At 53.0% G+C, this 22,274-nt stretch carries 17 protein-coding genes and 7 tRNA genes; 9 read left to right on the forward strand and 15 right to left on the reverse strand.

Going from position 1 to position 22,274, the window contains the following annotated elements:
- Positions 1–215: 215 nt before the first annotated feature.
- Positions 216–1,124 carry a TIGR01777 family oxidoreductase gene (locus ACXAGQ_RS03390; RefSeq protein WP_475251836.1) on the forward strand — a complete coding sequence of 303 codons (909 nt, stop codon included), beginning with the start codon at positions 216–218 and terminating at the stop codon, positions 1,122–1,124.
- Positions 1,125–1,325: 201 nt separating this feature from the next.
- Here ACXAGQ_RS03390 and ACXAGQ_RS03395 read toward each other — a convergent pair whose 3' ends face one another.
- Together ACXAGQ_RS03395 and ACXAGQ_RS03400 are read right to left on the reverse strand one after the other, a co-directional pair.
- Positions 1,326–3,782: an ABC transporter permease gene (locus tag ACXAGQ_RS03395; RefSeq protein WP_475251838.1), complete on the reverse strand. Its 2,457-nt coding sequence runs from the start codon at positions 3,780–3,782 to the stop codon at positions 1,326–1,328.
- Positions 3,779–4,453, reverse strand: a complete 675-nt coding sequence (locus ACXAGQ_RS03400; protein WP_475251840.1) for an ABC transporter ATP-binding protein — start codon at positions 4,451–4,453, stop codon at positions 3,779–3,781. Before ACXAGQ_RS03400 ends, ACXAGQ_RS03395 begins: the two co-directional genes overlap by 4 nt.
- Here ACXAGQ_RS03400 and tesA point away from each other — a divergent pair.
- The 3 genes from tesA to ACXAGQ_RS03415 all read left to right on the forward strand — a co-directional run bounded on the left by tesA (position 4,452) and on the right by ACXAGQ_RS03415 (position 7,324).
- Positions 4,452–5,051 carry a multifunctional acyl-CoA thioesterase I/protease I/lysophospholipase L1 gene (gene tesA / locus ACXAGQ_RS03405; protein ID WP_475251842.1) on the forward strand — a complete coding sequence of 200 codons (600 nt, stop codon included), beginning with the start codon at positions 4,452–4,454 and terminating at the stop codon, positions 5,049–5,051. The genes ACXAGQ_RS03400 and tesA overlap by 2 nt on opposite strands.
- Before the next feature lie 29 nt (positions 5,052–5,080).
- Positions 5,081–5,920 (forward strand): SDR family oxidoreductase, encoded by an 840-nt coding sequence (locus tag ACXAGQ_RS03410; protein WP_475251844.1) that lies wholly within the window; start codon positions 5,081–5,083, stop codon positions 5,918–5,920.
- 549 nt (positions 5,921–6,469) lie between these two features.
- Complete coding sequence (locus tag ACXAGQ_RS03415) at positions 6,470–7,324, forward strand: co-chaperone YbbN (RefSeq protein WP_475251846.1); 855 nt, start codon at positions 6,470–6,472, stop codon at positions 7,322–7,324.
- Positions 7,325–7,419: 95 nt separating this feature from the next.
- Here ACXAGQ_RS03415 and cueR read toward each other — a convergent pair whose 3' ends face one another.
- Positions 7,420–7,812: a Cu(I)-responsive transcriptional regulator gene (gene cueR, locus ACXAGQ_RS03420; protein ID WP_475251848.1), complete on the reverse strand. Its 393-nt coding sequence runs from the start codon at positions 7,810–7,812 to the stop codon at positions 7,420–7,422.
- Between the two features lie 176 nt (positions 7,813–7,988).
- Here cueR and ACXAGQ_RS03425 point away from each other — a divergent pair, with 176 nt between their 5' ends.
- Positions 7,989–10,982, forward strand: a complete 2,994-nt coding sequence (locus tag ACXAGQ_RS03425) for a copper-translocating P-type ATPase (protein ID WP_475251850.1) — start codon at positions 7,989–7,991, stop codon at positions 10,980–10,982.
- Positions 10,983–11,132: 150 nt separating this feature from the next.
- Positions 11,133–11,996 (forward strand): TraB/GumN family protein, encoded by an 864-nt coding sequence (locus tag ACXAGQ_RS03430; RefSeq protein ID WP_475251852.1) that lies wholly within the window; start codon positions 11,133–11,135, stop codon positions 11,994–11,996.
- 107 nt (positions 11,997–12,103) lie between these two features.
- On the opposite strand, the gene ACXAGQ_RS03435 is transcribed toward ACXAGQ_RS03430, so the two are convergent.
- The 7 genes from ACXAGQ_RS03435 to ACXAGQ_RS03465 all read right to left on the reverse strand — a co-directional run bounded on the left by ACXAGQ_RS03435 (position 12,104) and on the right by ACXAGQ_RS03465 (position 12,983).
- Positions 12,104–12,209 (reverse strand) — tRNA-OTHER (locus ACXAGQ_RS03435).
- Between the two features lie 63 nt (positions 12,210–12,272).
- Positions 12,273–12,377: transfer RNA gene (locus ACXAGQ_RS03440), tRNA-OTHER, on the reverse strand.
- Between the two features lie 49 nt (positions 12,378–12,426).
- Positions 12,427–12,503: transfer RNA gene (locus ACXAGQ_RS03445), tRNA-Pro, on the reverse strand.
- Positions 12,504–12,546: 43 nt separating this feature from the next.
- Positions 12,547–12,623, reverse strand: a tRNA-Pro gene (locus ACXAGQ_RS03450).
- A gap of 43 nt (positions 12,624–12,666) precedes the next feature.
- Positions 12,667–12,743, reverse strand: a tRNA-Pro gene (locus ACXAGQ_RS03455).
- Positions 12,744–12,786: 43 nt separating this feature from the next.
- Positions 12,787–12,863 (reverse strand) — tRNA-Pro (locus ACXAGQ_RS03460).
- A gap of 43 nt (positions 12,864–12,906) precedes the next feature.
- Positions 12,907–12,983 (reverse strand) — tRNA-Pro (locus ACXAGQ_RS03465).
- 430 nt (positions 12,984–13,413) lie between these two features.
- On the opposite strand from ACXAGQ_RS03465, the gene ACXAGQ_RS03470 reads away from it, so the two are divergent.
- Positions 13,414–13,554, forward strand: coding sequence for a DUF3149 domain-containing protein (locus tag ACXAGQ_RS03470; RefSeq protein ID WP_107350385.1), 141 nt, complete (start codon positions 13,414–13,416; stop codon positions 13,552–13,554).
- Positions 13,555–13,743: 189 nt separating this feature from the next.
- Complete coding sequence (gene smrA / locus ACXAGQ_RS03475; protein WP_475251854.1) at positions 13,744–14,325, forward strand: DNA endonuclease SmrA; 582 nt, start codon at positions 13,744–13,746, stop codon at positions 14,323–14,325.
- Between the two features lie 87 nt (positions 14,326–14,412).
- Here smrA and ACXAGQ_RS03480 read toward each other — a convergent pair whose 3' ends face one another.
- The 5 genes from ACXAGQ_RS03480 to ACXAGQ_RS03500 form a co-directional block, all read right to left on the reverse strand.
- Positions 14,413–15,027, reverse strand: coding sequence for a LysE family translocator (locus tag ACXAGQ_RS03480; protein WP_475238787.1), 615 nt, complete (start codon positions 15,025–15,027; stop codon positions 14,413–14,415).
- A 169-nt stretch (positions 15,028–15,196) separates the two neighbouring features.
- A complete protein-coding gene (locus tag ACXAGQ_RS03485) occupies positions 15,197–16,105 on the reverse strand; it encodes a LysR family transcriptional regulator (protein ID WP_475251856.1) in 909 nt (302 codons plus the stop codon).
- Between the two features lie 65 nt (positions 16,106–16,170).
- Positions 16,171–16,647: a Cys-tRNA(Pro) deacylase gene (gene ybaK / locus ACXAGQ_RS03490; protein WP_475251858.1), complete on the reverse strand. Its 477-nt coding sequence runs from the start codon at positions 16,645–16,647 to the stop codon at positions 16,171–16,173.
- 147 nt (positions 16,648–16,794) lie between these two features.
- Positions 16,795–18,468, reverse strand: a complete 1,674-nt coding sequence (gene ushA, locus ACXAGQ_RS03495) for a bifunctional UDP-sugar hydrolase/5'-nucleotidase UshA (RefSeq protein ID WP_475251860.1) — start codon at positions 18,466–18,468, stop codon at positions 16,795–16,797.
- A gap of 218 nt (positions 18,469–18,686) precedes the next feature.
- Positions 18,687–20,048 carry a Na+/H+ antiporter NhaC family protein gene (locus ACXAGQ_RS03500; protein ID WP_475251862.1) on the reverse strand — a complete coding sequence of 454 codons (1,362 nt, stop codon included), beginning with the start codon at positions 20,046–20,048 and terminating at the stop codon, positions 18,687–18,689.
- Positions 20,049–20,377: 329 nt separating this feature from the next.
- On the opposite strand from ACXAGQ_RS03500, the gene ACXAGQ_RS03505 reads away from it, so the two are divergent.
- Positions 20,378–22,261: a methyl-accepting chemotaxis protein gene (locus ACXAGQ_RS03505; protein ID WP_475251864.1), complete on the forward strand. Its 1,884-nt coding sequence runs from the start codon at positions 20,378–20,380 to the stop codon at positions 22,259–22,261.
- The last annotated feature ends 13 nt before the right edge of the window (positions 22,262–22,274 follow it).

A 22,274-nucleotide genomic window follows, 5' to 3' on the forward strand; every position in this document is an offset into this window, starting at 1 on the left:
TCCACCTCCTGGCTGCCGCCCGGTAATCAAAAGGGTATACCTTCAAGGTACTCCCCAATCGTACATAGACACAGCTTTTATATGCCAACACGAGAGCTAGCCCACATAACCAAATGTCATAAAGAAAATAGTTAGCGGTATCAACCCTTTGGTTTAGCTATACTTATGTCGAGAGTCATACACGCAGGGCAAAGCCATAGCCTGAAAGGAGCAGCATGAAGATATTAGTGACCGGCGGAACCGGGTTTATCGGCTCAGCTTTGATCAATGCGCTAAAGCAGCATGATGTCACCGTATTGAGCCGGGATCCGGCCAAGGCTAGCCAAAACCTAGGCAGCAAAATCAACGCCGTCGCCTCCCTTGACCAGTTCGATAACCTTGATCACTTTGATGCGGTCATCAACCTTGCCGGCGAGCCGATCATCAACAAGCGTTGGAGCCCGCAGCAGAAGAAGAAAATCTGCCACAGCCGCTGGGATCTGACAGAACAGCTGGTCGCAAAAATCAGAGCCGGCAGCCAACCGCCCCATACCTTTATCAGTGGATCTGCCGTGGGGGTTTATGGCGATCAGAAAAGCACAATTATCGACGAGTCGTTTGCCATCAGCGACCATGTGAACCACGACGACTTTGCCCATCATGTCTGCCAGCGCTGGGAAGACATCGCACGCGAAGCTGAGGGCGAGCAAACTCGGGTGTGCCTGCTCCGCACTGGCATTGTGCTAGGGAAACATGGCGGAGCGCTGGCAAAAATGCTGCCACCCTACCAGCTTGGGCTGGGCGGGCCTATCGGCAACGGCTCGCAATACACACCTTGGATCCACCTGCAGGATATGGTCGATGCCATTGTGTTCCTGCTCGAGACGCCGGCAGCCAAGGGGGCATTCAACCTGTCTGCACCGGAGCCTGTCACCAACAAGGTATTTAGCCAAACCCTAGCCAAAGCACTGCGCCGGCCCCATATCTTCTTCACCCCGGCATTCGTGCTGAAGCTAGCCCTCGGCGAAGCCGCGTCGCTGCTGCTAGAAGGCCAGCGGGCGGTACCGGACAAGCTCGAAGCGCTCGGCTATGACTTCCACTACAAAACCATTGATATGGCCTTGGGTGACATAATTTCGTCCTGACTTGGGTGACATAGCTTCTACCTGAATAGCTTCGGCCAGAGTTCTGCCTCCTGAGCTAAACCCACCGGGCAGGTTGCTTGCCCCAATACAGGTAACAGAACAAGCAACAGAACTGGCTACAGAAATAGTGATGACAAAAAAGGCTTCCCGGCACGATTGAACCGGGAAGCCTTTTTAAAGCAATGACGAAATAAGTAGTGCCTAGCCCCTAATCGGCTGCAGCAGGCTGTTGATCATCGAACGGATAATTAACACCACCAGCAGCAGTGATAGCAATGGCACCACCAGCCACATCACCGGGTGCAGACTTACCGGCAGCTCAAAGCCCCACTTCACCAACGCCGCCACTACCGCTTCGGCACCTGCTGCCGCCATGACACCTGCCAGCAAAGCCATGATGCCGTACTCACCCCACACCGTTGCTGAGACTCTTTTCCGACTGGCACCCAGTGTCCGGTACAAGCGGATTTCGTCCCGGCGCTGGGCTAGGCTCAAGCGCAGCAAGGTCATTACCAACAATAAGCCACTGACCACACCCAGGCCCGCCAGCACCGACAACGACAAGGAGACCTGCTGCATGATGCCCTGGATACGGGTTGCCATGGTGCGCAAGTCGAGCAAAGTAACGGTTGGATAATCCCGGCCAAGCTGGTTAACAATAGCCTGTTGGTCTGCCTCAATACGGAAGCTCACCAGCCACGTAGACGGTATATCAGCCACCACATCAGGGGTGAAGATGAAGAAGAAGTTGGGCCGCATGTTTCGCCATTCGACTTCACGGATGCTGGTCACCTTGGCACTGAAAGGCTGGCTGTTTACGTTGAAAGCCACAGTATCACCCACAGTGATCCCCAACCTTTCAGCCACACCCGATTCAACAGAGACCCCATTGGTGGCTTGCCATTCCCCAGCAATAACTTTGTTATGAACAGGAATAGATTCACGCCACGTCAAATTGAGCTCACGTCGCAACGAGCCATCAACCTCTTGGTCACTCTGTTTAGCTCGCTCAAGAAGGTCTTCTTGGTTGAGATGGGTTATCCGCCCACGGATCACAGGATAACTATCAGATCGCATCACATTTTGCTGATCCAAATATTTAAGATACTCCTGTTGCTGCTCTGCACTGATATTAAGCGCGAACACATTCGGCGCATCTGCTGGCAGGGTTTGCTGCCAGTCCGCCAGCAGATCTGAGCGCAGTAGCCAAATCACTGTCAGCAGCATCAGTGAGCTGGTCAGAGCCGCCAACTGAGCCCCAGTTGCCATCGGACTACGGTTAATCCGGCTCAACGCCAGCGTTATCGCTGGCCCCCAGCGACCCCGCTTGAGCCCCCGGACAATGGCGACCCCAACCACGGCAAGAATGACAAGGATAGCAGCCAGCCCCAACAAAGTTAGCCACATCAACCCGTTGCTTCCCAACCACAGTAGGCCAGCTACCAACGGCAAGAGGGCAAGCAGGTAGCCCTTGTTGCTGGTCTGCCAGCTATCCATTCTCTGGATCACCGAAATCGCTGGCGCATCCACCAGCTTCAGCAACGGGATCCCCATGCCCGGGATAGCAACCAGCAAGGCAACAAGCACACTCACCACCAGCGGAGTAAAGCCAACTCCCGGTAAGGGATCAGGCAGAACATCCACCAAGGGCACCCGAAGCAAATATTCCAGCAGGGCACCGATCGCTACCCCTGCCACCAGCGCAAGGCCAAACAGCATACCGAGCTGCCGTGCCAGCCATTGCCACAGCCACTTCTTGCTAGCCCCCAGGCTTTTCATCATTGCCACGACCTCGGTACGGGTCGAGGCGTAATGCATGCAGGTCAGCACCAAGGTGGCAGTCGCCATCAAAATCACCAGTATCAGGGTAAGCGACAGGTACTGGCGGGCTTTTTCGATAACATCACCGGTTCGCCCTTGCGAGGTTTCACTCAGCCAGCGCTGCCCGGGCTCAAGCTCTACTTGCTCCTGCAATGCCTTGAGCTGGCTATCTGCGCCGGTGAAATACGCCCGGTACTGTACCCGGCTGCCGGGCTGGATTGCCCCGGTACTGTCCAAGTCTCCAGCGTGAATAAGCACGGCTGGCATCTGGCTAAACGGGTTAAACGACAGCTCCGGCTCCTGCACGATAGTGCCGCTCACTTTGAGCTCGGCATCACCAATAGCAAGCACATCACCGGGCTCGACTTTCAGCAAATCAAACAACCGCTCCGCCAACCATAAATCACCGGGCTGAACCTGATGGTGGATACCGGCCGGGCTTTTCAGCTCAAGCTCGCCCCTGAGCGGGAAGTCACCCTCGACGCTTTTGACGCTGACAAGCTGCATGGCCTCGTCGCTGAAGGCCATGGTGCCGAAGCGAACCTGCTGGGAAACCACCAGCCCTAGCTGCTCCGCCTTGTCCAGAATGGGTTGTTCAACCGGATTGGCCGAGCGGAATACTAAGTCGGCGGCAATCATGGATCGGCCTTGATCGACCATGATCTTCTCGACCCTCACCACCAAGGCCGCCAAGGCAAACACACAGGCGATAATCAATGTCAGGGCCACGGCAACTGGCCATAACTGGCCGTGCCACAATTCGCGCCAGCTCCATTTGAGCAGCAACGAACGGTTGGCAGCTGGGGAATCGGATTGGATATCGGTCATTTCAGTCATGCGGCTACCAAACTCCCACTTTCTAGCGTCAAGGTGCGGTCACAGCGCTGGGCAAGCTGAGGGTCATGGGTCACCAGTACCAAGGTGGTGCCGTGATCGCGGTTGAGGGCAAACAGCAACTCGATAATATTGGCGGCGGTATGCTGATCCAGGTTTCCGGTCGGCTCATCGGCAAACAGCACCTTGGGCCGGGTCATGAATGCCCTCGCCAGTGCTACCCGCTGCTGCTCTCCGCCCGATAGCTGTGCAGGCAGGTGAATTTCCCTACCATTCAAGCCTACTTTTTCAAGCAGCTCACGGGCACGCCCCTCATCGGCTTCCTCTCCCTTGATGATGGCAGGCAGCATCACGTTCTCCAGTGCCGACAACGACGGGATCAGCAAAAAGCTCTGGAATACAAAACCAATGCTGTCACTACGCAGTGCTGCCCGCGCCTCGTCATCCATCGCTGCCAGTGGCTTGCCCAGCAGCTCAATACTGCCCTTGCTTGGGATATCCAGCCCGGCCAGCAAGGTCATTAAGGTCGACTTGCCCGCCCCCGAAACACCAACCAAGGCAATTGCCTCGCCCTGCTCGACCTCGAGCGAAACATCCTGCAAAATGGTGAGAGACGATGATGCTGTCGTCACCTGCTTGGACACTGATACAGCTTTAATCACGGATGTAGACATGATGCGATTCCTTTCAGTAATCTTTTTTCTTGTTTTCACTCAGCATGCCTTCGCGGCCAAGTTGATGGTACTGGGCGATAGCCTCAGTGCCGGTTACCAGATGCAGGCCGAGCAAAGTTGGCCTAACCTGCTGGATGCTGAGCTTGAAAAATATGGCCATGATGTCACTGTGGTCAACGCCAGTATTTCCGGCGATACCACAGGCAATGGGATGGCTCGGCTTCCCCGCCTACTCGAACAACACCAACCTAATTTCGTCTTGATTGAGCTGGGTGCCAACGACGGGCTTAGAGGATTTCCTCCTTCTACTATACGCAATAATCTCAGTGAGATGATCACCGAGATCGAGCAAGCGGGTGCCTATCCACTGCTGATGCAGATATTTGTACCGCCAAACTACGGCAAGCGCTACAGCGACCAGTTTGCAAAAGTGTATCAAGATATCAGCAAGCAGCTTGAGATCCCGCTGCTGCCCTTTTTCCTCGAGCACATTATCCTCAAGCAAGAATGGATGATGGATGACGGCCTGCATCCCAAACCCGATGCCCAACCGTGGATAGCCGATTTCATGGCCAAAGAGCTTGCCCCGCACCTCTAACGACAATAAACAGACAAGGAATGCCCCTAATGACGGCAACGAACCCACTCCGAATTCTGATCACCGGCTGCAGCAGCGGCATTGGTTACTACTGCGCGAAAACTCTTCACCAGCAGGGCCATCAGGTTATTGCCAGCTGCCGCCAGCAAAGTGATGTCGAACGCTTGCAGGGTGAAGGCATTAACTGTGTGCTGATGAACATGGACAGCGAAGCCTCCATCGAGCAAGGATTCAGCGAGGTCCTTGAAATAACCGGCGGCACCCTGGATGTCTTGTTCAACAATGCCGCCTACGGCCAGCCAGGCGCGCTGGAAGACCTCCCGACCCATGCCCTGCGCCAGCAGTTCGAAAGCAACCTATTTGGCTGGCACCACCTAACCCGGCTGGTTATCCCGGTGATGCTGGCCCAGGGCAACGGTAAAATTGTCCAGAACAGCTCGGTATTGGGCCTAGTTGCCATGAAGTACCGCGGGGCCTACAACGCCAGTAAATTCGCCCTGGAAGGGTACACGGATACTCTGCGCCTAGAGCTTAGCAATACCCCAATCAAAGTCAGCTTGATCGAGCCCGGCCCGATTGAGAGCCAGTTCAGAGCCAATGCCAAGGCAAAGTTCGAGCAGCATATTAATATGACAGGCTCACGCCATCAGGCCAATTACCAGCACACACTAGACCGGTTGGGCAAAGACTCACCATCAAATAAGTTCACCCTCGGCCCAGAAGCCGTTCTGAAGCCATTACAAGCCATCTTGGAAGCGGAAGAGCCAAAAGCCCGATATTACGTTACACAACCCACATATATCTTTGGCTTTCTACGCCGTATTTTACCTACCAGGCTGCTCGATTCACTGTTGGTCAAAAGTGATTAATAAACTAAATCAGGCATAGTTCCAAACATAACACTGGCAAATGGTGTTCAATAAACACACTGAAAAATAAGTCACTTACCAATAACCGGGTTCAAAAAAGCACCACTGAGGGACAACAAACCTGAAAAAATACTGAATAGGCAGGCGGAAGCAGATCTTCCGCCGAAAAAAGTAAGAAATGTCATATTTGTGTCACACAGCACGGTTAAGCTTGTAGTGTAAATTGAGGTTGTTCCCTACCGGCCTTTATTTTCCTCAATAACCGTTCCGATACAGAATAAAGAAAGGTGTGACGATGACATTGCGCCAAATAAATATCCTTTGTGTGTGTGTGACACTCGCATTGCTGTTAACGTTTCAATAAATCTGGAGAGCCCAAGCCCGGCTCTCCATTTTTATTTCTGCTGTCTTTTTCTGCCCTGCTCATGGTTTCCAGCCTCCATCTTCTTGCTTCACCTTGAAAAGAAGGCACTTTCCCCCCATAACTATTTCAACCACCAAATTTATGGCCTCAGCGCTTTTTAAGAAGTCCAGGGAGTGAAGAAACCCATGTATGCACATCTAGCCATCGAACTGAACGAACAGAATCTACAACAGGTGATCGAGCAATCGATGCAAACTCCTGTGGTGATCAGCTTCTGGGCACCATCTATGCCGGAATCCGCTGAAGTTAACCAAATACTGGAGAAGCTAGCAGCTAACTATCAGGGCCAGTTCACCCTAGCAACGCTAAACTGTGAGACCCAAGCCATGGTTGCTGGCCAGTTCGGCGTTCGCAGCCTGCCGACTGTCGCAGTGTTTAAAAATGGCCAACCGGTTGATGGCGCAGCAGGCCCACAAACAGAGCAAAGCCTAATGGAAATGCTCGCCAAGCACCTACCAAGCCCAGAAGAGCTGGCGCTCAAAGCAGCACTAGAGCAAGTCGACAACCAGCAATACAACGAAGCACTGCCAGTGCTGCGTGAGCTAGCGACCAAATTCCCCCAAAACAGCGTGATCAATTTGGCGATGGCCGAGTGTCTTTTAGCAACCTCCCAATACGATGAGGCTGAAACGCTACTTGCGACTATCCCGATGCAAGATCAGGACGCCAAATACAAAGGCCTGATGGCAAAATTAGAGCTACACCAGCAAGCCAGCGATTCACCGGAAATCCGCCTGTTGGAAGAGAAGCTGGCAGCTGAGCCTGACAACCGGGAGATCGCATTTGAACTTGCGGTGCAGTACAGCCAGGTTGAGCGTGCAGAAGAAGCATTGGAACTACTGATCAGCCTGCTGCGCAAAGACATGAACTTTGCCGATGGCGGCGCCAAGAAAACCATGATGGACATCCTGGCTGCGCTAGGCCAAGGCAACGCGGTAGCCAGCAAATACCGCCGCCAGCTTTACTCGCTGCTTTACTAGTGGGTTAGCAAACAGCGATTAAGAGGCTGTTTTTTTTAATAATAAATTTTGAAAAGGCAGGATTATCCCTGCCTTTTTTCATGGGAAAGAGAAGGTTAGCCATGCCGGCACAGCCCTTCGATGATAGGGCAGCTTGCCCCCTCATCACCCGGGCATTGCTGCGTCAATGCCTCTAGAGTTTGCTTCATTTCCAGCAGCTCTTTGATTTTCTCGTCGATCTCCACCAGCTTTTGCTCTGCCTTGGCTTTGACGTCGGCACTGCGCCGCTGCGGATCACGGGAAAACGCCAACAACTCGCGGCCTTCATCAAGGGTAAAGCCCACCAAGCGAGAACGCCGGATCAAATGCAGTTCATCGACATGCTTGGCGCTGTACTGGCGGTAACCGTTAGCCGCCCTGCCCGGCGGTGAAATGATGCCCTTATCTTCGTAAAAACGAATGGTCTTTGTCGTCAACCCGGTCTGTTGGGCAACTTCACTGATATTCATATCCAGCCTTACAGTTAATGGAAGGTTATACTTAATAGTATTCTCTGTCATCGCTTCGGTCGCAAGTCAATTAGTGCTTATCCCCCACCGAATTCAAAATTTATTGACCTTCCAGTTGATGGAAGCTTTATGATTACCTCAAATGCATCAAACTGTCTTATCAGTAAGGCTTCAATATGGTCGAGTTAACCCTGCCACTACGAAAAGTGCGCTGTATGAATTGCGCCAATAAAATCAAAGCGGCCCTCACAGAATTACCGGGCGTCGAGTCCGTCGACGTCGATACCAAGCAAGCTAACCTTCAAGGTACCTTTGCCCCCCTTGAAGCCATCGATACTATCTCACAGCTGGGTTACGAAGCAGGGTACCAATACCAGCTTCCCCTCGCTGGGCTGTCTTGCTGCAAGTGCGTACGCAAGGTCAAGGAAGCGCTGGACGGCCAGCCTGAAATATTCAGTTTTGATGTCAGCAAAACCGAGCTTACGGCAACGGGTACACTGCCCGAACCAAAATTAATCGAACTGATTGAATCGCTTGGCTTCAGTGTGCCCGCCCATGGCGCAGCGCAACCAGCGGCTACGCCAAGCAGCTACGAGTTCTCCCTGTCGGGCCTGAGCTGCGGCAAGTGTGTCGCCAAAGTCGAAGCCTTGCTCAAAGAGCGTACAGATATAAACAGCTTCTCGGTGACCAAAACCCATGCCAGCATACAAACCTCGCTGGATCAGGCTGAGGTTATCGGCTTGATTGAAAGCGTTGGGTTTAGCGCCGCTCCAGCTAGCGAAAGCATGACAGATGTAAACAGTGCTGACGAAAACAAGACTCAAGAAAGTAGCACTAACAACGCTAAGCCTGAAACGGTATTAGACGAGCTATCTGACACTGCTACTGCGGATGACGCGTCTACCTCCCAACAATTTATCCTGTCGGGCATGACCTGTGCCAGCTGCGTCAGCTCAGTCGAGAAAGCCATTCTCAGTGTACCTGGCATCTCATCCACCAGTGTCAATTTGGCCGAGCGCACAGCATTGGTCAGTGGGCATGCACTAAGCAGTGCGATCATCCAAGCCGTTGAAGATGCGGGATACCAAGCCGAGTTATCCGAAGACGAGCTGACCCGCCGCCAACGCCAGCAAGAACAAAACGAGAAGGTGTACCGCCAACATATCAAGAATGCCTATATCGCACTGGCTGTCGGTGGCCCATTAATGGCCTGGGGCGTGTTCGGCGGCAGTATGATGATCGTATCGCGGGCGGACCAAATAGGCTGGGGCATCGTTGGTATCATCACTCTGTTTTTGCTGGCTACCGTCGGCAAACACTTCTTCGTCAATGCCTGGAAAGCGTTCAAGCACCACCGGGCAACCATGGACACCCTCGTTGCGCTGGGTACCGGTGCAGCGTGGCTGTATTCGACATTTGTCGTGCTTGTGCCCGATTTGCTACCAATGCAGGCCCGCCATGTCTACTTCGAGGCATCGGCCATGATCCTCGGCCTGATCACGCTGGGACACGCCCTTGAAGCCCGTGCCCGCAGCCGGACTTCGAAAGCGCTCGAACAGCTGATGGACTTGCAGCCACAAACCGCCATCATCGTTGAAAATGGCGAAGAGCGCGAAGTGCCCCTCGCTGACGTGCGTACCGGTATGGTGTTGCGTCTTCATCCCGGCGCCAAGGTACCGGTCGACGGCACCATTCTCGAAGGCCAGAGCTATATCGACGAATCGATGTTGACCGGCGAGCCTATTCCGGCCAACAAGAAAACCGGTGATACCCTCCATGCCGGTACTATCAACCAGCACGGCAGCCTGCTATTTACGGCAGAAAAAATCGGCCGCGATACCATGCTGGCAAGAATCATCGATTTAGTACGCCAAGCACAAAGCAGTAAGCCAGCGTTGGCTCGACTGGCCGATACTATTTCAGCCATTTTCGTCCCTGCCGTGATGATCATCGCGATTGTCACCGCCATGATCTGGTACTACTTTGGTCCAGACCCATCGTCGGTGTATATGCTGGTAACGGCAACCACAGTGCTGATCATCGCTTGCCCTTGCGCACTAGGCCTTGCCACCCCAATGTCGGTCACCGTCGGGGTTGGACGCGCGGCGGAATACGGGGTTCTGATCCGCAATGCCGAGGCCCTGCAAATTGCTGCCGATATCGATACTGTAGTACTGGATAAAACCGGCACCCTGACCGAAGGTAAACCAGCCCTTATCAGCAGCGAGTGCTACAACAGCTTCAACAAAGGCCAATTACTGACACTGGCTGCCAGCCTCGAGCAAGGCTCCGAGCACCCACTGGCCACAGCCATTGTCAACGCCGCCAAGGCAGAAGCCCTTAGCCTGGAACCGCAGGTGAACTTTCAAGCCCAGCCGGGCTATGGTATCAGTGGTGAGGTGTTAGGCCACAGCGTGCTTCTGGGCAACCAAAAACTGATGACCCAGCACCAGATAGACATCGCCCAAGCCCAGCTGGCGACAGAGAGCGCCAGCGAGCAGGGTGCGACCCCTATCTATGTCGCGGTTGATGGCCTGCTGGCCGGTTTACTGGCTGTCAGCGACCCAATCCGCCATGATTCGGTAGCGGCTATCAAGCGCCTGCGAAAAATGGGGCTGGATGTGATCATGTTGACGGGTGATATCCCGGCAACGGCAAATGCCATTGCCAAGCAAGCAGGTATTGACCATGTGATTGCCGGTGTACTGCCAGACGGCAAGGCCAGCGAAGTGGAAAAAATCCAGGCTCAAGGCAAGCGGGTTGCCATGGTCGGAGACGGCATCAATGATGCGCCAGCCCTAGCCCAGGCCGATATCGGTATCGCCATGGGCAGCGGCAGTGACGTGGCCATTGAAAGTGCCCAGCTGACCTTGGTCCGCCACTCACTTCACGGTGTACCTGATGCCCTGCAGCTTTCCAAAGCCACCCTTCGCAACATGAAACAAAACCTGTTCGGGGCCTTTGTCTATAACACTTTGGGGATTCCCGTAGCGGCCGGGATCCTGTTCCCGTTTACTGGCGCATTGCTCAGCCCAGTTGTCGCCGGTGCTGCCATGGCACTGTCATCGATCACAGTGGTCAGCAACGCCAACCGCTTGAGGCTGTTCAAGCCTGACGGCGAAGACAGGCAAGCCGCCAAGCCCCACTCACAGCCACAGACGGAGAATTAATATGGTCGCTATCATCGGGTTCATTGCCATTGCCTTTATTGTCTGGTGGTTCTGGCTTCAACCTAAAAAGTAACTCCCTAGCCCTACCCGATCCTATGTTGAGCTGATATAACAAACAGATAACTGGCTTTATCAGCTCACAGGATCAATATGCTGAAATCACTCTTCACCCGGGCAGCCCTGCTGCTGCCCTTCATCACCACCAGCGTGGTCGCCGAGCCATTGGTTTGGCAAGCCCAAGATGCCCAGCGCCAATTTATCATCCTTGGTTCCATCCATGCTGGTGACGACGGTTTCTACCCACTGCCAACGGCCTTTACCTCCCACTGGGACAGTGCCGATGCCCTCGTTGTTGAAGCTAACATCCTCCAGCCAAGCTCGGCGCAACTCAACCCGGCAGTGTCTACCACCGCCGAGATGCTATCAGAGACTGAAAAGCAATCCTTAGCTGCCACTGCCAAGCTAGCTGGTTTGTCTTCATCACCCCTGCTTAGCTCCCCCCCCTGGCTGGCAGCGATCAGTTTGCAGATGAAAATGGCCGAACAGGCTGGGCTCAGCCCTGACAGAGGGATTGATATCACCCTGCTCAAACGCGCCCAGGCCAGCCAGTTACCCATCCTCGAACTGGAAAGTATCGAGAAGCAACTTCGTTTGATGGAGCAATTGGACGATCATGGCAAAAACCTGCTGATGGCCACGGTCAATGAATGGGATGAAATGACCGACCAGCTCACCTGCCTGATCAAAGCCTGGCAAGCCGGCGACCAAAACCAGCTTGATAACCTGTTTAATGAGAGCCAGTACGATGACAACACCGACGCGGCCTTGATTGTCGACCGCAACCACGACTGGGCGGCCAAGCTGATTAAGGATCCCACCTATCAGCGAGGCAAGTTTTTGATTGTCGTTGGGGCGATGCACCTACTGGGAGAGGAAGGGTTACCTGAGCTGCTCAAGCAAAAAGGGTTTTCAATCAAGCAACTGAGCCAAAGCAAACAAGCGTCTTGCGGTTGATGGTTTGATAGCGGGAGTGCGCTACCAAACTGCGCTATTCACTGACGCCAGAAATGAAATAAGCCCCAAACTACGCGTCCCGGACTTTCGCTGCAGGCTTTGAAGAGTGGTCGGTGAAGAGGGATTCGGCGCGGCTGGGCTTCCAGACCCCGACCCTCTGGACCACTTTTACCAAGAAGCAGGAGATGCGCTAACAAATTGCGCTATTCACTGACGCCAGGAATGAAAAAAGCCCCAAACTACGCGTCCCGGACTTTCGCTGCAGGCTTTGAATAGTGGTCGGTGAAGAGGGATTCGACGCGGCTGGGCTTCCAGACCCCGACCCTCTGGTCCGCTATTCCCAAAATCCTGAGATGCGCTACCAAACTGCGCTATTCACTGACGCCAGAAATGAAAAAAGCCCCAGTCTTTCGACTGAGGCTTTAAAGAGTGGTCGGTGAAGAGGGATTCGAACCCCCGACCCTCTGGTCCCAAACCAGATGCGCTACCAAACTGCGCTATTCACCGACATTGTCAGCAGCACGCCATACAGGCTTACCACTTGAATAAGTGGTCGGTGAAGAGGGATTCGAACCCCCGACCCTCTGGTCCCAAACCAGATGCGCTACCAAACTGCGCTATTCACCGACTTTGTCAGCAGCACGCCATACAGGCTTACCACTTGAATAAGTGGTCGGTGAAGAGGGATTCGAACCCCCGACCCTCTGGTCCCAAACCAGATGCGCTACCAAACTGCGCTATTCACCGACTTTGTCAGCAGCACGCCATACAGGCTTACCACTTGAATAAGTGGTCGGTGAAGAGGGATTCGAACCCCCGACCCTCTGGTCCCAAACCAGATGCGCTACCAAACTGCGCTATTCACCGACTTTGTCAGCAGCACGCCATACAGGCTTACCACTTGAATAAGTGGTCGGTGAAGAGGGATTCGAACCCCCGACCCTCTGGTCCCAAACCAGATGCGCTACCAAACTGCGCTATTCACCGACAATAAATAATGGCGTTATAGGTTGCCACTACTTGAAATAGTGTGTCGTGAAGAGGGATTGACGCGGCTGGGCTTCCAGACCCCGACCCTCTGGTCCGCTATTCTCAAAATCCTGAGATGCGTACCAAGCTATGCTATTCACCGACGAAATAAGTAAAAAGCCTTTGAAACTCTTTACTTGAATCAGCATTGCTGCTGAGGTGGCTTATAATACTCAGCCAAAGAATTTACGCAAGCAGAAATACTCATTTTTAAAAAAAACCACTTCCAATTGCTCACAGAACTATCAACCAAGGCGAAAAAGTGATCGCAACCGCACTAGTTAACACAAAGTTAATACAACCCGTAAACCATTGATCCAGATCATCACAACATTTTCGCTGCATTGTTTATCTTATGACCACTATCCCACGACCTAAAGGAATACTTATGGATTTTTGGTTAGATCTACTTTTTGGTAATGCCGTAGGCCTGTCGTCAATGATCGTTATCTTTGTCACACTGGGATTAATGTTATTTTTTGGCGGTTACTTTGTTTACAAAGTACTGTCTGCACCCTCTCCTCACTAGAGCCATTTCGCAATGCCATCTGCTTGCGCCAGGGTCCAAATTGTCGGTTGAGGCCCTGGATTTATTTCCCCTCCCCTATAAGTATTAACCCTCTGCTCCATCATTCCTCTTTTTCTGCCACCTCCAGCATGCAACTTGAAGGGACTTGGGTATATAATCGGACATATATGCCTTCAACCCTGAAACACCATGTCTGAGAACGATGAATTAGATCTCTTCCGAGAGATGATGGCTGATGTCGCTCCTATCAAGCAGGATCAAGTCGAAGTCGCCCACAAACACCAAGTTACCGAAGCCCAACTCGCAAGGCGCCTGGCAGCACAAACCCTGTCTGACGGCGATCCTGAATACCTTTCTCTGGATTATGCCAAGATGGTCAAGCCTGATGATATGCTGGCATTCAAACGTGATGGAGTGCAGGAAGGCGTATTCCGCAAACTCCGCTTGGGTAAGTACGATATCCATGCCCGGTTAGATCTACACCGAAAAACCTTGAAAGACGCCCGTGACGAGGTAGTCAAATTCCTCCGCCAATGCCAGCGGATGGATATCCGCACCGTGATTATCGTCCATGGCAAAGGCGAGAAATCCAACCCGCCGGCGATGATGAAAAGCTATGTTGCAACCTGGCTAGAGCAGATTTCCGATGTGATGTGCTACCACTCCGCGCTGCGCCAGCACGGCGGCAACGGCGCACTCTATGTGATGCTGAAAAAGAGCCCAGAGCGCAAGCTGGAAAACCGCGAGCGCCACAGCAAGCGACAAGGCTAAACCTAGCTTTAGCTATCAATCTCACATAAAAAAAGGAGCCTGGGGCTCCTTTTTGCGTTTAATTCATTGGTATTTTTACTATCGGCATTAAGCTTGGATGATCACCCGCATAGCCAGCAAGATAAGCACCACGCCAGAGAGCCTATCGATCAGCTGCGCCTTGGTCCGCAGTTTTTCCAACACTTTCGGGTTCGACAGCACGAAAGCAATCAAGGTGTACCAAAGGCCATCCACCAGCAGGGGCGTTGCTACAATAATCGCCCGGCTGCTGAATTCCGTCCCAACCGCGACAAACTGGCTAAACAGGGCAAGGAAGAACAGTGCCAGTTTTGGATTCAGCAGTGAAATCATCGCGCCGTCACGCGCCGCTTCCACCAAGCTGGTTGATTGACCCGCCGCCAGCTTAGCCGCCACGCCACCTTTCGAACGCAGGGCATTGACGCCAAGGTACGCAAGGTAAGCCGCACCCGCATAGGTAATAACATTAAACAATGTTGGAGACTGCTTGAGTACCACCGCCAGCCCCAGCAAAGTCACTAAAGCGTAAACCCCAACACCCGCGGCATGTGCCCAAGACGTCACAACCCCGTGAAGACGGCCTCCCGCCAAGCTGTGCTTGGCAACAACGGCCAGGCTAGGGCCCGGTGACATTGCCCCGAGCATACATATCATGAGTAACGAAAGCCAAATACTGAATGTCATTGTTAGTTCCTATCCGCTAGAGCTAATTTTGTCTGTTTTATGCAATGTAGCAAGTGAAGGCTATGCACGGAAATCAAAAGAAATCATCTTAGCTATGATTTGAAATCATAGCTAAATGTTAGTCCACGAGCATAAGCCTCTACACGTGTTTGAGCACTTCGATAAAGCCCTAAATTGAATACATCGAGTCTCTCATCACCGTTAGCACTTGCTCTCGGAACCAGCGGTGAGCAGGGTCATTTTCGTAACGGGGGTGCCAAATTAGCCAATAGCTGTGCTCTGGCTTGGGTGTCGATAGGGCTTTGTATGTGATCGGCAGCAAAGCCTGCATATTGTGGGCTATGTGCTCAGGCAGCACCATCAACATATCTGTTCGAACCAAAGTCTGGAAAGCCGCGCTGAAGAATGGGACGGAAAACTGTACATCACGGCTTAGCCCCTGCGCTTTTAGCTCCCGCTCGACAAAACTGTCTTTATCCCCCCCGGCCGAGACCCGCATATGGGGATAATCGACGAGCTGCTGTAATGACAAAGCTGGCTGGCTAGCCAGGGGATGCTGTTCACGCATCGCGCACACCGGAAAGTCCGAGCCGATGTGGGCACCGCACAAGCCTTCGGGAATTTGCGGCAGCATGGTGGACACCAGCTGGATATCCAAGTCCGCCAAATTAGATAGGTATTCCGGCGACCACAAACGGTAGCTGATATTGGCCTGCGGGGCCTGTTGCTGCACCCGTTCGACAATATCGGGCAAAATGTACTGGGCGACATAATCGGAGGAAGCCAAGATCATCGGCCCACTCCAGTGCTGCGGTGAGAAGTCAGGTTCATCCAGAAGCCCCTGGCAACTGGAAAGAATGTTATCAACCTTGCCCTTGAGCTGCTGCGCCTTGGGCGTCGGCAGCAAGCGGTTGCCTTCCCTGATCAACAAAGGATCACCGAATAACTCGCGCAGCTGGGTAAGCTGGCGGCTAACCGCTGACTGGGTCAGACACAGGCGCTCGGCTGTACGGCTAACATGCGACTCTTCCAGCAATACCTGCAGGGTACGCAGCAAATTCAAATTGATGTTTTGCATGGTTCCCCCTTAATTGAAAACGGGTCTACTGAAAACAGGTTTGCTGAAAACTAGGCGATTGAAAGTTATAGCTTTGCCAATGGGGCAAATTGCCCGCCGGTCAAAGTGAGGAGATCAGCAGGCGCCAACTCGATTTCCAACCCCCGCCGCCCGGCACTGACACAGATGGTCTCGTACTGCTGGGCTGAAGCATCAAGAAAAGTCGGCAGGCGCTTCTTCTGCCCCAAAGGGCTAATACCACCGACAATATAGCCCGTGGTTTTCTCTGCGATTTTGGGATCGGCCATATCTGCCTTCTTGGCACCTGCCGCTTTTGCCGCCGCTTTCAGGTCGAGCAAACCCGCAACAGGCACAATCGCCACCGCCAGTTTTTTCGGGTCGCCATTTACGGCGAACAGCAAGGTTTTGAACACCTGGTTTGGATCCTGCCCCAACACCTCTGCTGCTTCCAGGCCAAAGTTGGTATTGCCCGGATCGTGCTTGTACTGGTGGATGGTATGGGCGATTTTCTTTTTCTTGGCAAGATTGATAGCAGGTGTCATAGCCGCTCCGGTTCCGTTTCCAATTAACGACAGCCACTATAGCCCAACGCGATTGATGCCAAAAGAAAAAAGACGCTTTGCCTGAAGTGGTACCATTAAAAAAGCCCTGCGGTGCAGGGCTTTGTTCAATCGCTTTGGCCGGAGCCGTTAGCGGTAAACCATCTCACCTTTTGGTGCGAACGCATTAACGTCGATCGGGCTGTTAGTCTGCAGGAACTCTTTCAGTACTTCTGCATCAACAAAACCGGTATTCACATGGCCTGAGTGTTCAGTGATCTTTGGATAGCCGTCACCACCTGCTGCGTTGAAGCTCGGTACGGTGAAACGGTAGGTGTCAGTCAAGCTCATTGGCTTGCCGCCAATCTTCACATCGCTCACTTTACCGTTAGCAACGGTCATTGAAATACCGTAGAACTGGGCATAGGCACCAGAGTCAATCGGTTTGGTCGCAACCACATTCAGGTAGTCCATCACTTCGCTACCTGTCATATCGGTGTAAGTCACGATATTGCCAAATGGCTGTACCGTCAGCACATCTTTGTAGGTGATATCACCACCCGCAATCGAATCACGGACACCGCCCGAGTTCATCACAGCGAAGTCAGCTTTAGCACGCTGCATGTGAGAGGCTGCAATCAAACGCCCCAGGTTAGTCTGCTGGAAGCGAACCACATTACGGTCACCTTCAAGCTTGCCGTTGGACTCGGCGATCTTGATATTGAGCTGCTCCTGACCACGTTCCTGGAATGGCTGCAGGAAGGCTTTCACTTCAGCATCCTGGGCAATTTCATCCTGGATAAACTTCCGCTCGCTAGAACCATCGGCCAACTTAACTTTCTTCTTAAGGTTAACAGGGATCAAATCATAGCTAACCATCTGCAGTTCGCCGTTCTGGAACTCAAAATCAGCACGGCCAACATATTTGCCCCACTCATGGGCCTGGACAATCCAGGTACCGTTCTGCTGATCCGGCTGGCAGTCATCACCCGGATTGAAGTTCTTGTTGTACATGTTTGGACCTTCCATGCACACCGGCTCTTGTGAGTGACCACCGACAATCATATCCAGCTCACCGGCAGGCAGGTAACGGGCAAGCGCCACATCACCCGGCGCATTGATGCCATTGTTGCCGTTGGCATAGTGACCCATATGAGTCGCCGCGATGATCACATCCGGGTTTTCAGTTTCCTTCAGCTGCTCGATCACCTTCTTGGCTTCTGCCTTAGGATCACGGAAATCAACGCCACCGATATATTCCGGGTTACCGATTTTCGCCGTATCTTCTGTTGTCAGACCGACAACCGCAATCTTGATGCCTTGCTGCTCGAAGATCTGGTATGGCTGGAATAGGCGCTCGCCGGTTTCCTTGTCGTAGATATTGGCAGACAGCATCGGGAACTCAGCCCATTCTTCCTGCTTGCGCAATACCTCCAGCGGGTTATCAAACTCGTGGTTGCCCAATGCCATTGCATCGTAACCCAGCATGTTCATACCCTTGAAGTCCGGCTCGGCATCTTGCAGATCAGACTCTGGCACACCGGTATTGATATCACCGCCAGATAGCAACAGGGTTGTCCCGCCTTCAGCTGCAACTTCTGCACGGATCTGATCCAATAGCGTCTTGCGCGCCGCCATGCCGTATTCGCCATAAGAGTTATGCCAGAAACGACCATGGTGATCGTTGGTATGGAGAATGGTGAGCTTATACGTTTGATCAGCCTGCCACGATGGCGCTGTAGTATCAGATTGGCTTGCGCAGCCTGCCAGGGAGGCCAGAATCGCAGCGGTTAATGCCGCCTTGGTGAAAAAGCGTTCCTTCATTGGGGTCACCTTAACCTAATTATGTGATTTTACTAGAATTGACAAGCGTCAGTTTAAGTTATTTGGTGAACACTGTTACGGGGTTTTCATCATTATGTTGACCAGATCACTATACTGGCTTCTCAATTTCATAACGGTGAGATAACAAGCAAAAAAAGCCTCACTGGCGTGAGGCTTCTGATATCATTTTCGGTTTTCCAAAACTTACCTTGGGTTTATCAGGCCGTGGCCAGCTTTCGCGCTGGGTGCTTGATAAAAATCGCCGCAATGGCAGCAAAGGCCAAGAAGAAACAGTAATAGGAATGGCTTACGACTTCTAATGGCGACAGGCCAAAGACCGAGCCCAGCAACAATGCCTGGGCACCGTATGGCAGCACACCCTGTACCACACAAGAGAAGATATCAAGCAAGCTTGCCGAGCGGCGTGGTGTCACGCCATTTTCTTCCGCCAGCTCACGTGCTACCCCGCCAGAGACGATAATCGCTACGGTATTGTTCGCCGTGCAGCAGTTGGTAAGACCGGCCAAACCAGCAATACCCAACTCGCTGGCACGCAGGTTCTGATCTTTAGAATGCTGCTTGCTAAATACGCGGATCACCTTGCTGATCAGCTGTGTCAGGTAAGCGAGCCCGCCCTGGCGGCGCATCAACTCGCCCATGCCGCCGATCAGCATCGACAGCAGGAAGATTTCCTGCATGTTGCCAAAGCCAGCATAGATATCCTGGCCGTAAGCCGATAGGTTGTAGTCAGGTGTGCCGAATAGGCCAATACCACCTGCCAGTAAAATACCGATGCTCAGTACCACGAAAACATTCAAACCAGACACCGCCAATACCAAGATAGTGATATAAGGCAGTACTTTCAGCCACTCCACATCTGTAGCTGCAGGTACTTCAGTCGGTGTGCTGCTAAATAGGAACAGTAGAATCGCTGCAATGGCCGCAGGCAGGGCTATACGGATATTTTCGCGGAACTTGTCTTTCATCTGGCAACCCTGAGAGCGGGTCGAAGCAATCGTGGTATCCGAGATAATCGACAGGTTATCGCCAAACATCGCACCGCTCAGTACCACACCCGCAGTCAGCGCCACATCCATCCCGGCGGTTTGGGCAATACCCAAGGCTACCGGTGCAACAGCGGCAATGGTGCCCATTGAAGTGCCCATCGCGGTTGCAATAAAGGCAGAAATCACAAAGATACCCGGCAGGATCATGCTGGCAGGTAGCATAGACAAGCCAAGATTCACCGTGGCATCCACGCCACCGGTGGCTTTGGCAACTGAAGCAAAGGCACCCGCCAGCAGGTAAATCATACACATAGCAATAATATCGCTATGGCCTACCCCACGCAGGAACTGCTCAATCGCCTTGTTGAGTTTTTCTTTGCTCAGCAGGATAGCTGCAATCACCGCCGGCAGCGCAGCGACTGGTGCTGGCAACTGGTAGAAAGCAAAATCAACGCCTTGCAGGGTCAGGTATGTACCGACGCCGATGAACAAGGCCAAAAAGATCCCCAAAGGGAGTAATGCCAACGCGGACGGTGCTGGCTCGCTAGAATGTTGTTGTGTTGTGTTCGACATGATGACTACAGGACATCTATTTTAGAAATTGCGCCTAGACTAAGTGTTGTTAATGGCCGCGTCAACATCTAGACGTCTAAACATCCAAAAAAGTCATCCTTCCTAGCATAATAAACTCACCAGGTATTAGTGTAACAATACGCATATCACATACCAATAAATCGTCAAAATATTGGCGAAACACCCCTTATTTACGTCAACCAAAAGTCACGAAAAATCATCAGTTTGATTTTTTTTCGAGCAAGGCCACTTTTCCGTGCAACAGGCAAAAATACGCTATAGAATCCGCTCCGCAGACACCTCCCCCACCTGTTGTTGAGATAAAGACAATGACGCTAACCTTGAAACAGAAACTCATTGGCGCCAGCCTTTTTGCTGTTGTGATTATGGCAACGGCACTGACATGGCTTGCCGCCGACCAACTCTTTGACCAGACCCGGCAGGGTATTTATGCCCGGGCAGAAAGCTTGGCCAGTGCCGCCAACGAAGGCATCGGCGACTGGGTGCAGATCCGCCGTGATATCGCCAGCTCGTTCAATGATTACAGCGGCGAAGAAAACATGGTGCCCTACTTGCAGCTAGCAAGAAAAGCTGGCGGCTTCGACGATATCTTCTTCGGTACCCCGGCTGGCGAGATGTTCCGCTCCCACCCTGAGCGTAACCGTGCCGACTATGACCCGCGCACCCGCCCTTGGTATGGCGATGCAGTTAGTGCCAACCGCCAAATTGTCACCACCGCTTACCGCGATGCCATTACCAATGCCTTGCTGATCACCATTGCCGAGCCGGTACGCAAAAACGGCAGCCTACAAGGTGTCGTCGGTGCCGATGTACTGATTGACCAGCTGGTCAATGATGTGATCAATTTGGATGTTGGCAAGAACGCCTACGCCATGCTGATCAACAAGCAAGACAATACTTTCCTTGCCCACCCTGACGAGTCTTTGATCCTCCAGCCAATCAACCGCTTTAGCAGCGAGCTTAACATGGCGCTGATCGACGAGGCAGCCCGTACTGGCAGCATAGAGATGGCAACTATCGGCGGCAAAGAGAAACTGTTTTACTTTGCAGCAGTACCAGGAACAGACTGGGTCCTGGGACTTGAAATGGATAGGGCTACAGAAGAAGCGAGCCATACCTCCCTGCTGCGCCAGCTGATTATCACCTCTATTGTGATCACCCTGATTGTGGTGGCGATCTCCGCCACGCTAGTGGGTTACCTATTCCGCGATCTGGCTCGGGTATCTGAAGCCTTGGCCGAAATTGCCACCGGCGAAGGGGATCTAACCCAGCGCCTGGAGCCGCGCAGCGACGATGAAGTCGGCCAGCTTGCCCATAATTTCAACCGCTTTGTCGGTAATATGCATGCCATGGTATGCAAGCTGAATGATGTGTCGAACTCATTGACCCAGCAAGCGCATGTTACCGCTTCGCAGGCTGAAGAGCGCAGCACCCGCATCCAACACCAGCAGGACGAAATCAATATGGTGGCAACCGCCATCAACGAAATGGCGGCTGCAACCCAGGAAATTGCCGGCAATGCCGACAACACGGCCCGCACCGCCGGTGAAACGGTCGAGGTTTCGGATCACGGCGCAACACAGGTCGGTCAGAGCCAGCACTCTATCACCAGCCTGGCGACTGAAGTCGATACCGCCACCGGCGTGATCAGCGAGCTGAACACCCACGCCCAGAGTATCAATACCATTCTGTCCACGATCCAGGGCATTGCCGAGCAAACCAACCTGCTGGCACTGAATGCTGCTATCGAAGCTGCCCGAGCCGGCGAACAAGGCCGTGGCTTTGCCGTGGTTGCCGATGAAGTTCGCGTGCTGAGCCAGCGTACCCACGCCTCGACGCAGGAAATCCAGCAGATGATCGAGACCCTGCAGCAGACCACAGGCAAAGCGGTCGGGATCATGGAAGACAGCCGAAAGCTGGCAGAAACCAGTGTCGACGATGCCAACTCAGCCTCGGCCAGCCTGTCCCAGATCAACAGCGCGGTCACCAACATCAGTGATATGGCTACCCAGATCGCCTCTGCTGCGGAAGAGCAGTCATCGGTGACATCGGAAATTACCCGCAATACCGAGGGGATCCGCGATGTTTCCAACGAGCTGGCTGTAGAAGCCGGCGAGGCTGCCAAGCAGGCCGCAGAACTGTCTGAGCTGTCATTCCAGCTCCAGCAGGAAATCAGCCGCTTTAAGCTGTAGGCCAACAGTCCAG

The organism is Photobacterium sp. ABD4_091, assembly GCF_056160145.1.

Excerpts from the sequence above, each read along its gene's own strand:
- ACXAGQ_RS03425 (WP_475251850.1), top strand. The coding sequence starts at position 7,989 with ATGGTCGAGTTAACCCTGCCACTACGAAAAGTGCGCTGTATGAATTGC.
- ushA (WP_475251860.1), bottom strand. The coding sequence starts at position 18,468 with ATGAAGGAACGCTTTTTCACCAAGGCGGCATTAACCGCTGCGATTCTG.
- ACXAGQ_RS03400 (WP_475251840.1), bottom strand. The coding sequence starts at position 4,453 with ATGTCTACATCCGTGATTAAAGCTGTATCAGTGTCCAAGCAGGTGACG.
- tesA (WP_475251842.1), top strand. The coding sequence starts at position 4,452 with ATGATGCGATTCCTTTCAGTAATCTTTTTTCTTGTTTTCACTCAGCAT.
- ACXAGQ_RS03410 (WP_475251844.1), top strand. The coding sequence starts at position 5,081 with ATGACGGCAACGAACCCACTCCGAATTCTGATCACCGGCTGCAGCAGC.
- ACXAGQ_RS03415 (WP_475251846.1), top strand. The coding sequence starts at position 6,470 with ATGTATGCACATCTAGCCATCGAACTGAACGAACAGAATCTACAACAG.
- ACXAGQ_RS03500 (WP_475251862.1), bottom strand. The coding sequence starts at position 20,048 with ATGTCGAACACAACACAACAACATTCTAGCGAGCCAGCACCGTCCGCG.
- ACXAGQ_RS03470 (WP_107350385.1), top strand. The coding sequence starts at position 13,414 with ATGGATTTTTGGTTAGATCTACTTTTTGGTAATGCCGTAGGCCTGTCG.
- ybaK (WP_475251858.1), bottom strand. The coding sequence starts at position 16,647 with ATGACACCTGCTATCAATCTTGCCAAGAAAAAGAAAATCGCCCATACC.
- ACXAGQ_RS03390 (WP_475251836.1), top strand. The coding sequence starts at position 216 with ATGAAGATATTAGTGACCGGCGGAACCGGGTTTATCGGCTCAGCTTTG.
- ACXAGQ_RS03485 (WP_475251856.1), bottom strand. The coding sequence starts at position 16,105 with ATGCAAAACATCAATTTGAATTTGCTGCGTACCCTGCAGGTATTGCTG.
- ACXAGQ_RS03395 (WP_475251838.1), bottom strand. The coding sequence starts at position 3,782 with ATGACTGAAATGACCGATATCCAATCCGATTCCCCAGCTGCCAACCGT.
- ACXAGQ_RS03505 (WP_475251864.1), top strand. The coding sequence starts at position 20,378 with ATGACGCTAACCTTGAAACAGAAACTCATTGGCGCCAGCCTTTTTGCT.
- ACXAGQ_RS03480 (WP_475238787.1), bottom strand. The coding sequence starts at position 15,027 with ATGACATTCAGTATTTGGCTTTCGTTACTCATGATATGTATGCTCGGG.
- ACXAGQ_RS03430 (WP_475251852.1), top strand. The coding sequence starts at position 11,133 with ATGCTGAAATCACTCTTCACCCGGGCAGCCCTGCTGCTGCCCTTCATC.
- cueR (WP_475251848.1), bottom strand. The coding sequence starts at position 7,812 with ATGAATATCAGTGAAGTTGCCCAACAGACCGGGTTGACGACAAAGACC.
- smrA (WP_475251854.1), top strand. The coding sequence starts at position 13,744 with ATGTCTGAGAACGATGAATTAGATCTCTTCCGAGAGATGATGGCTGAT.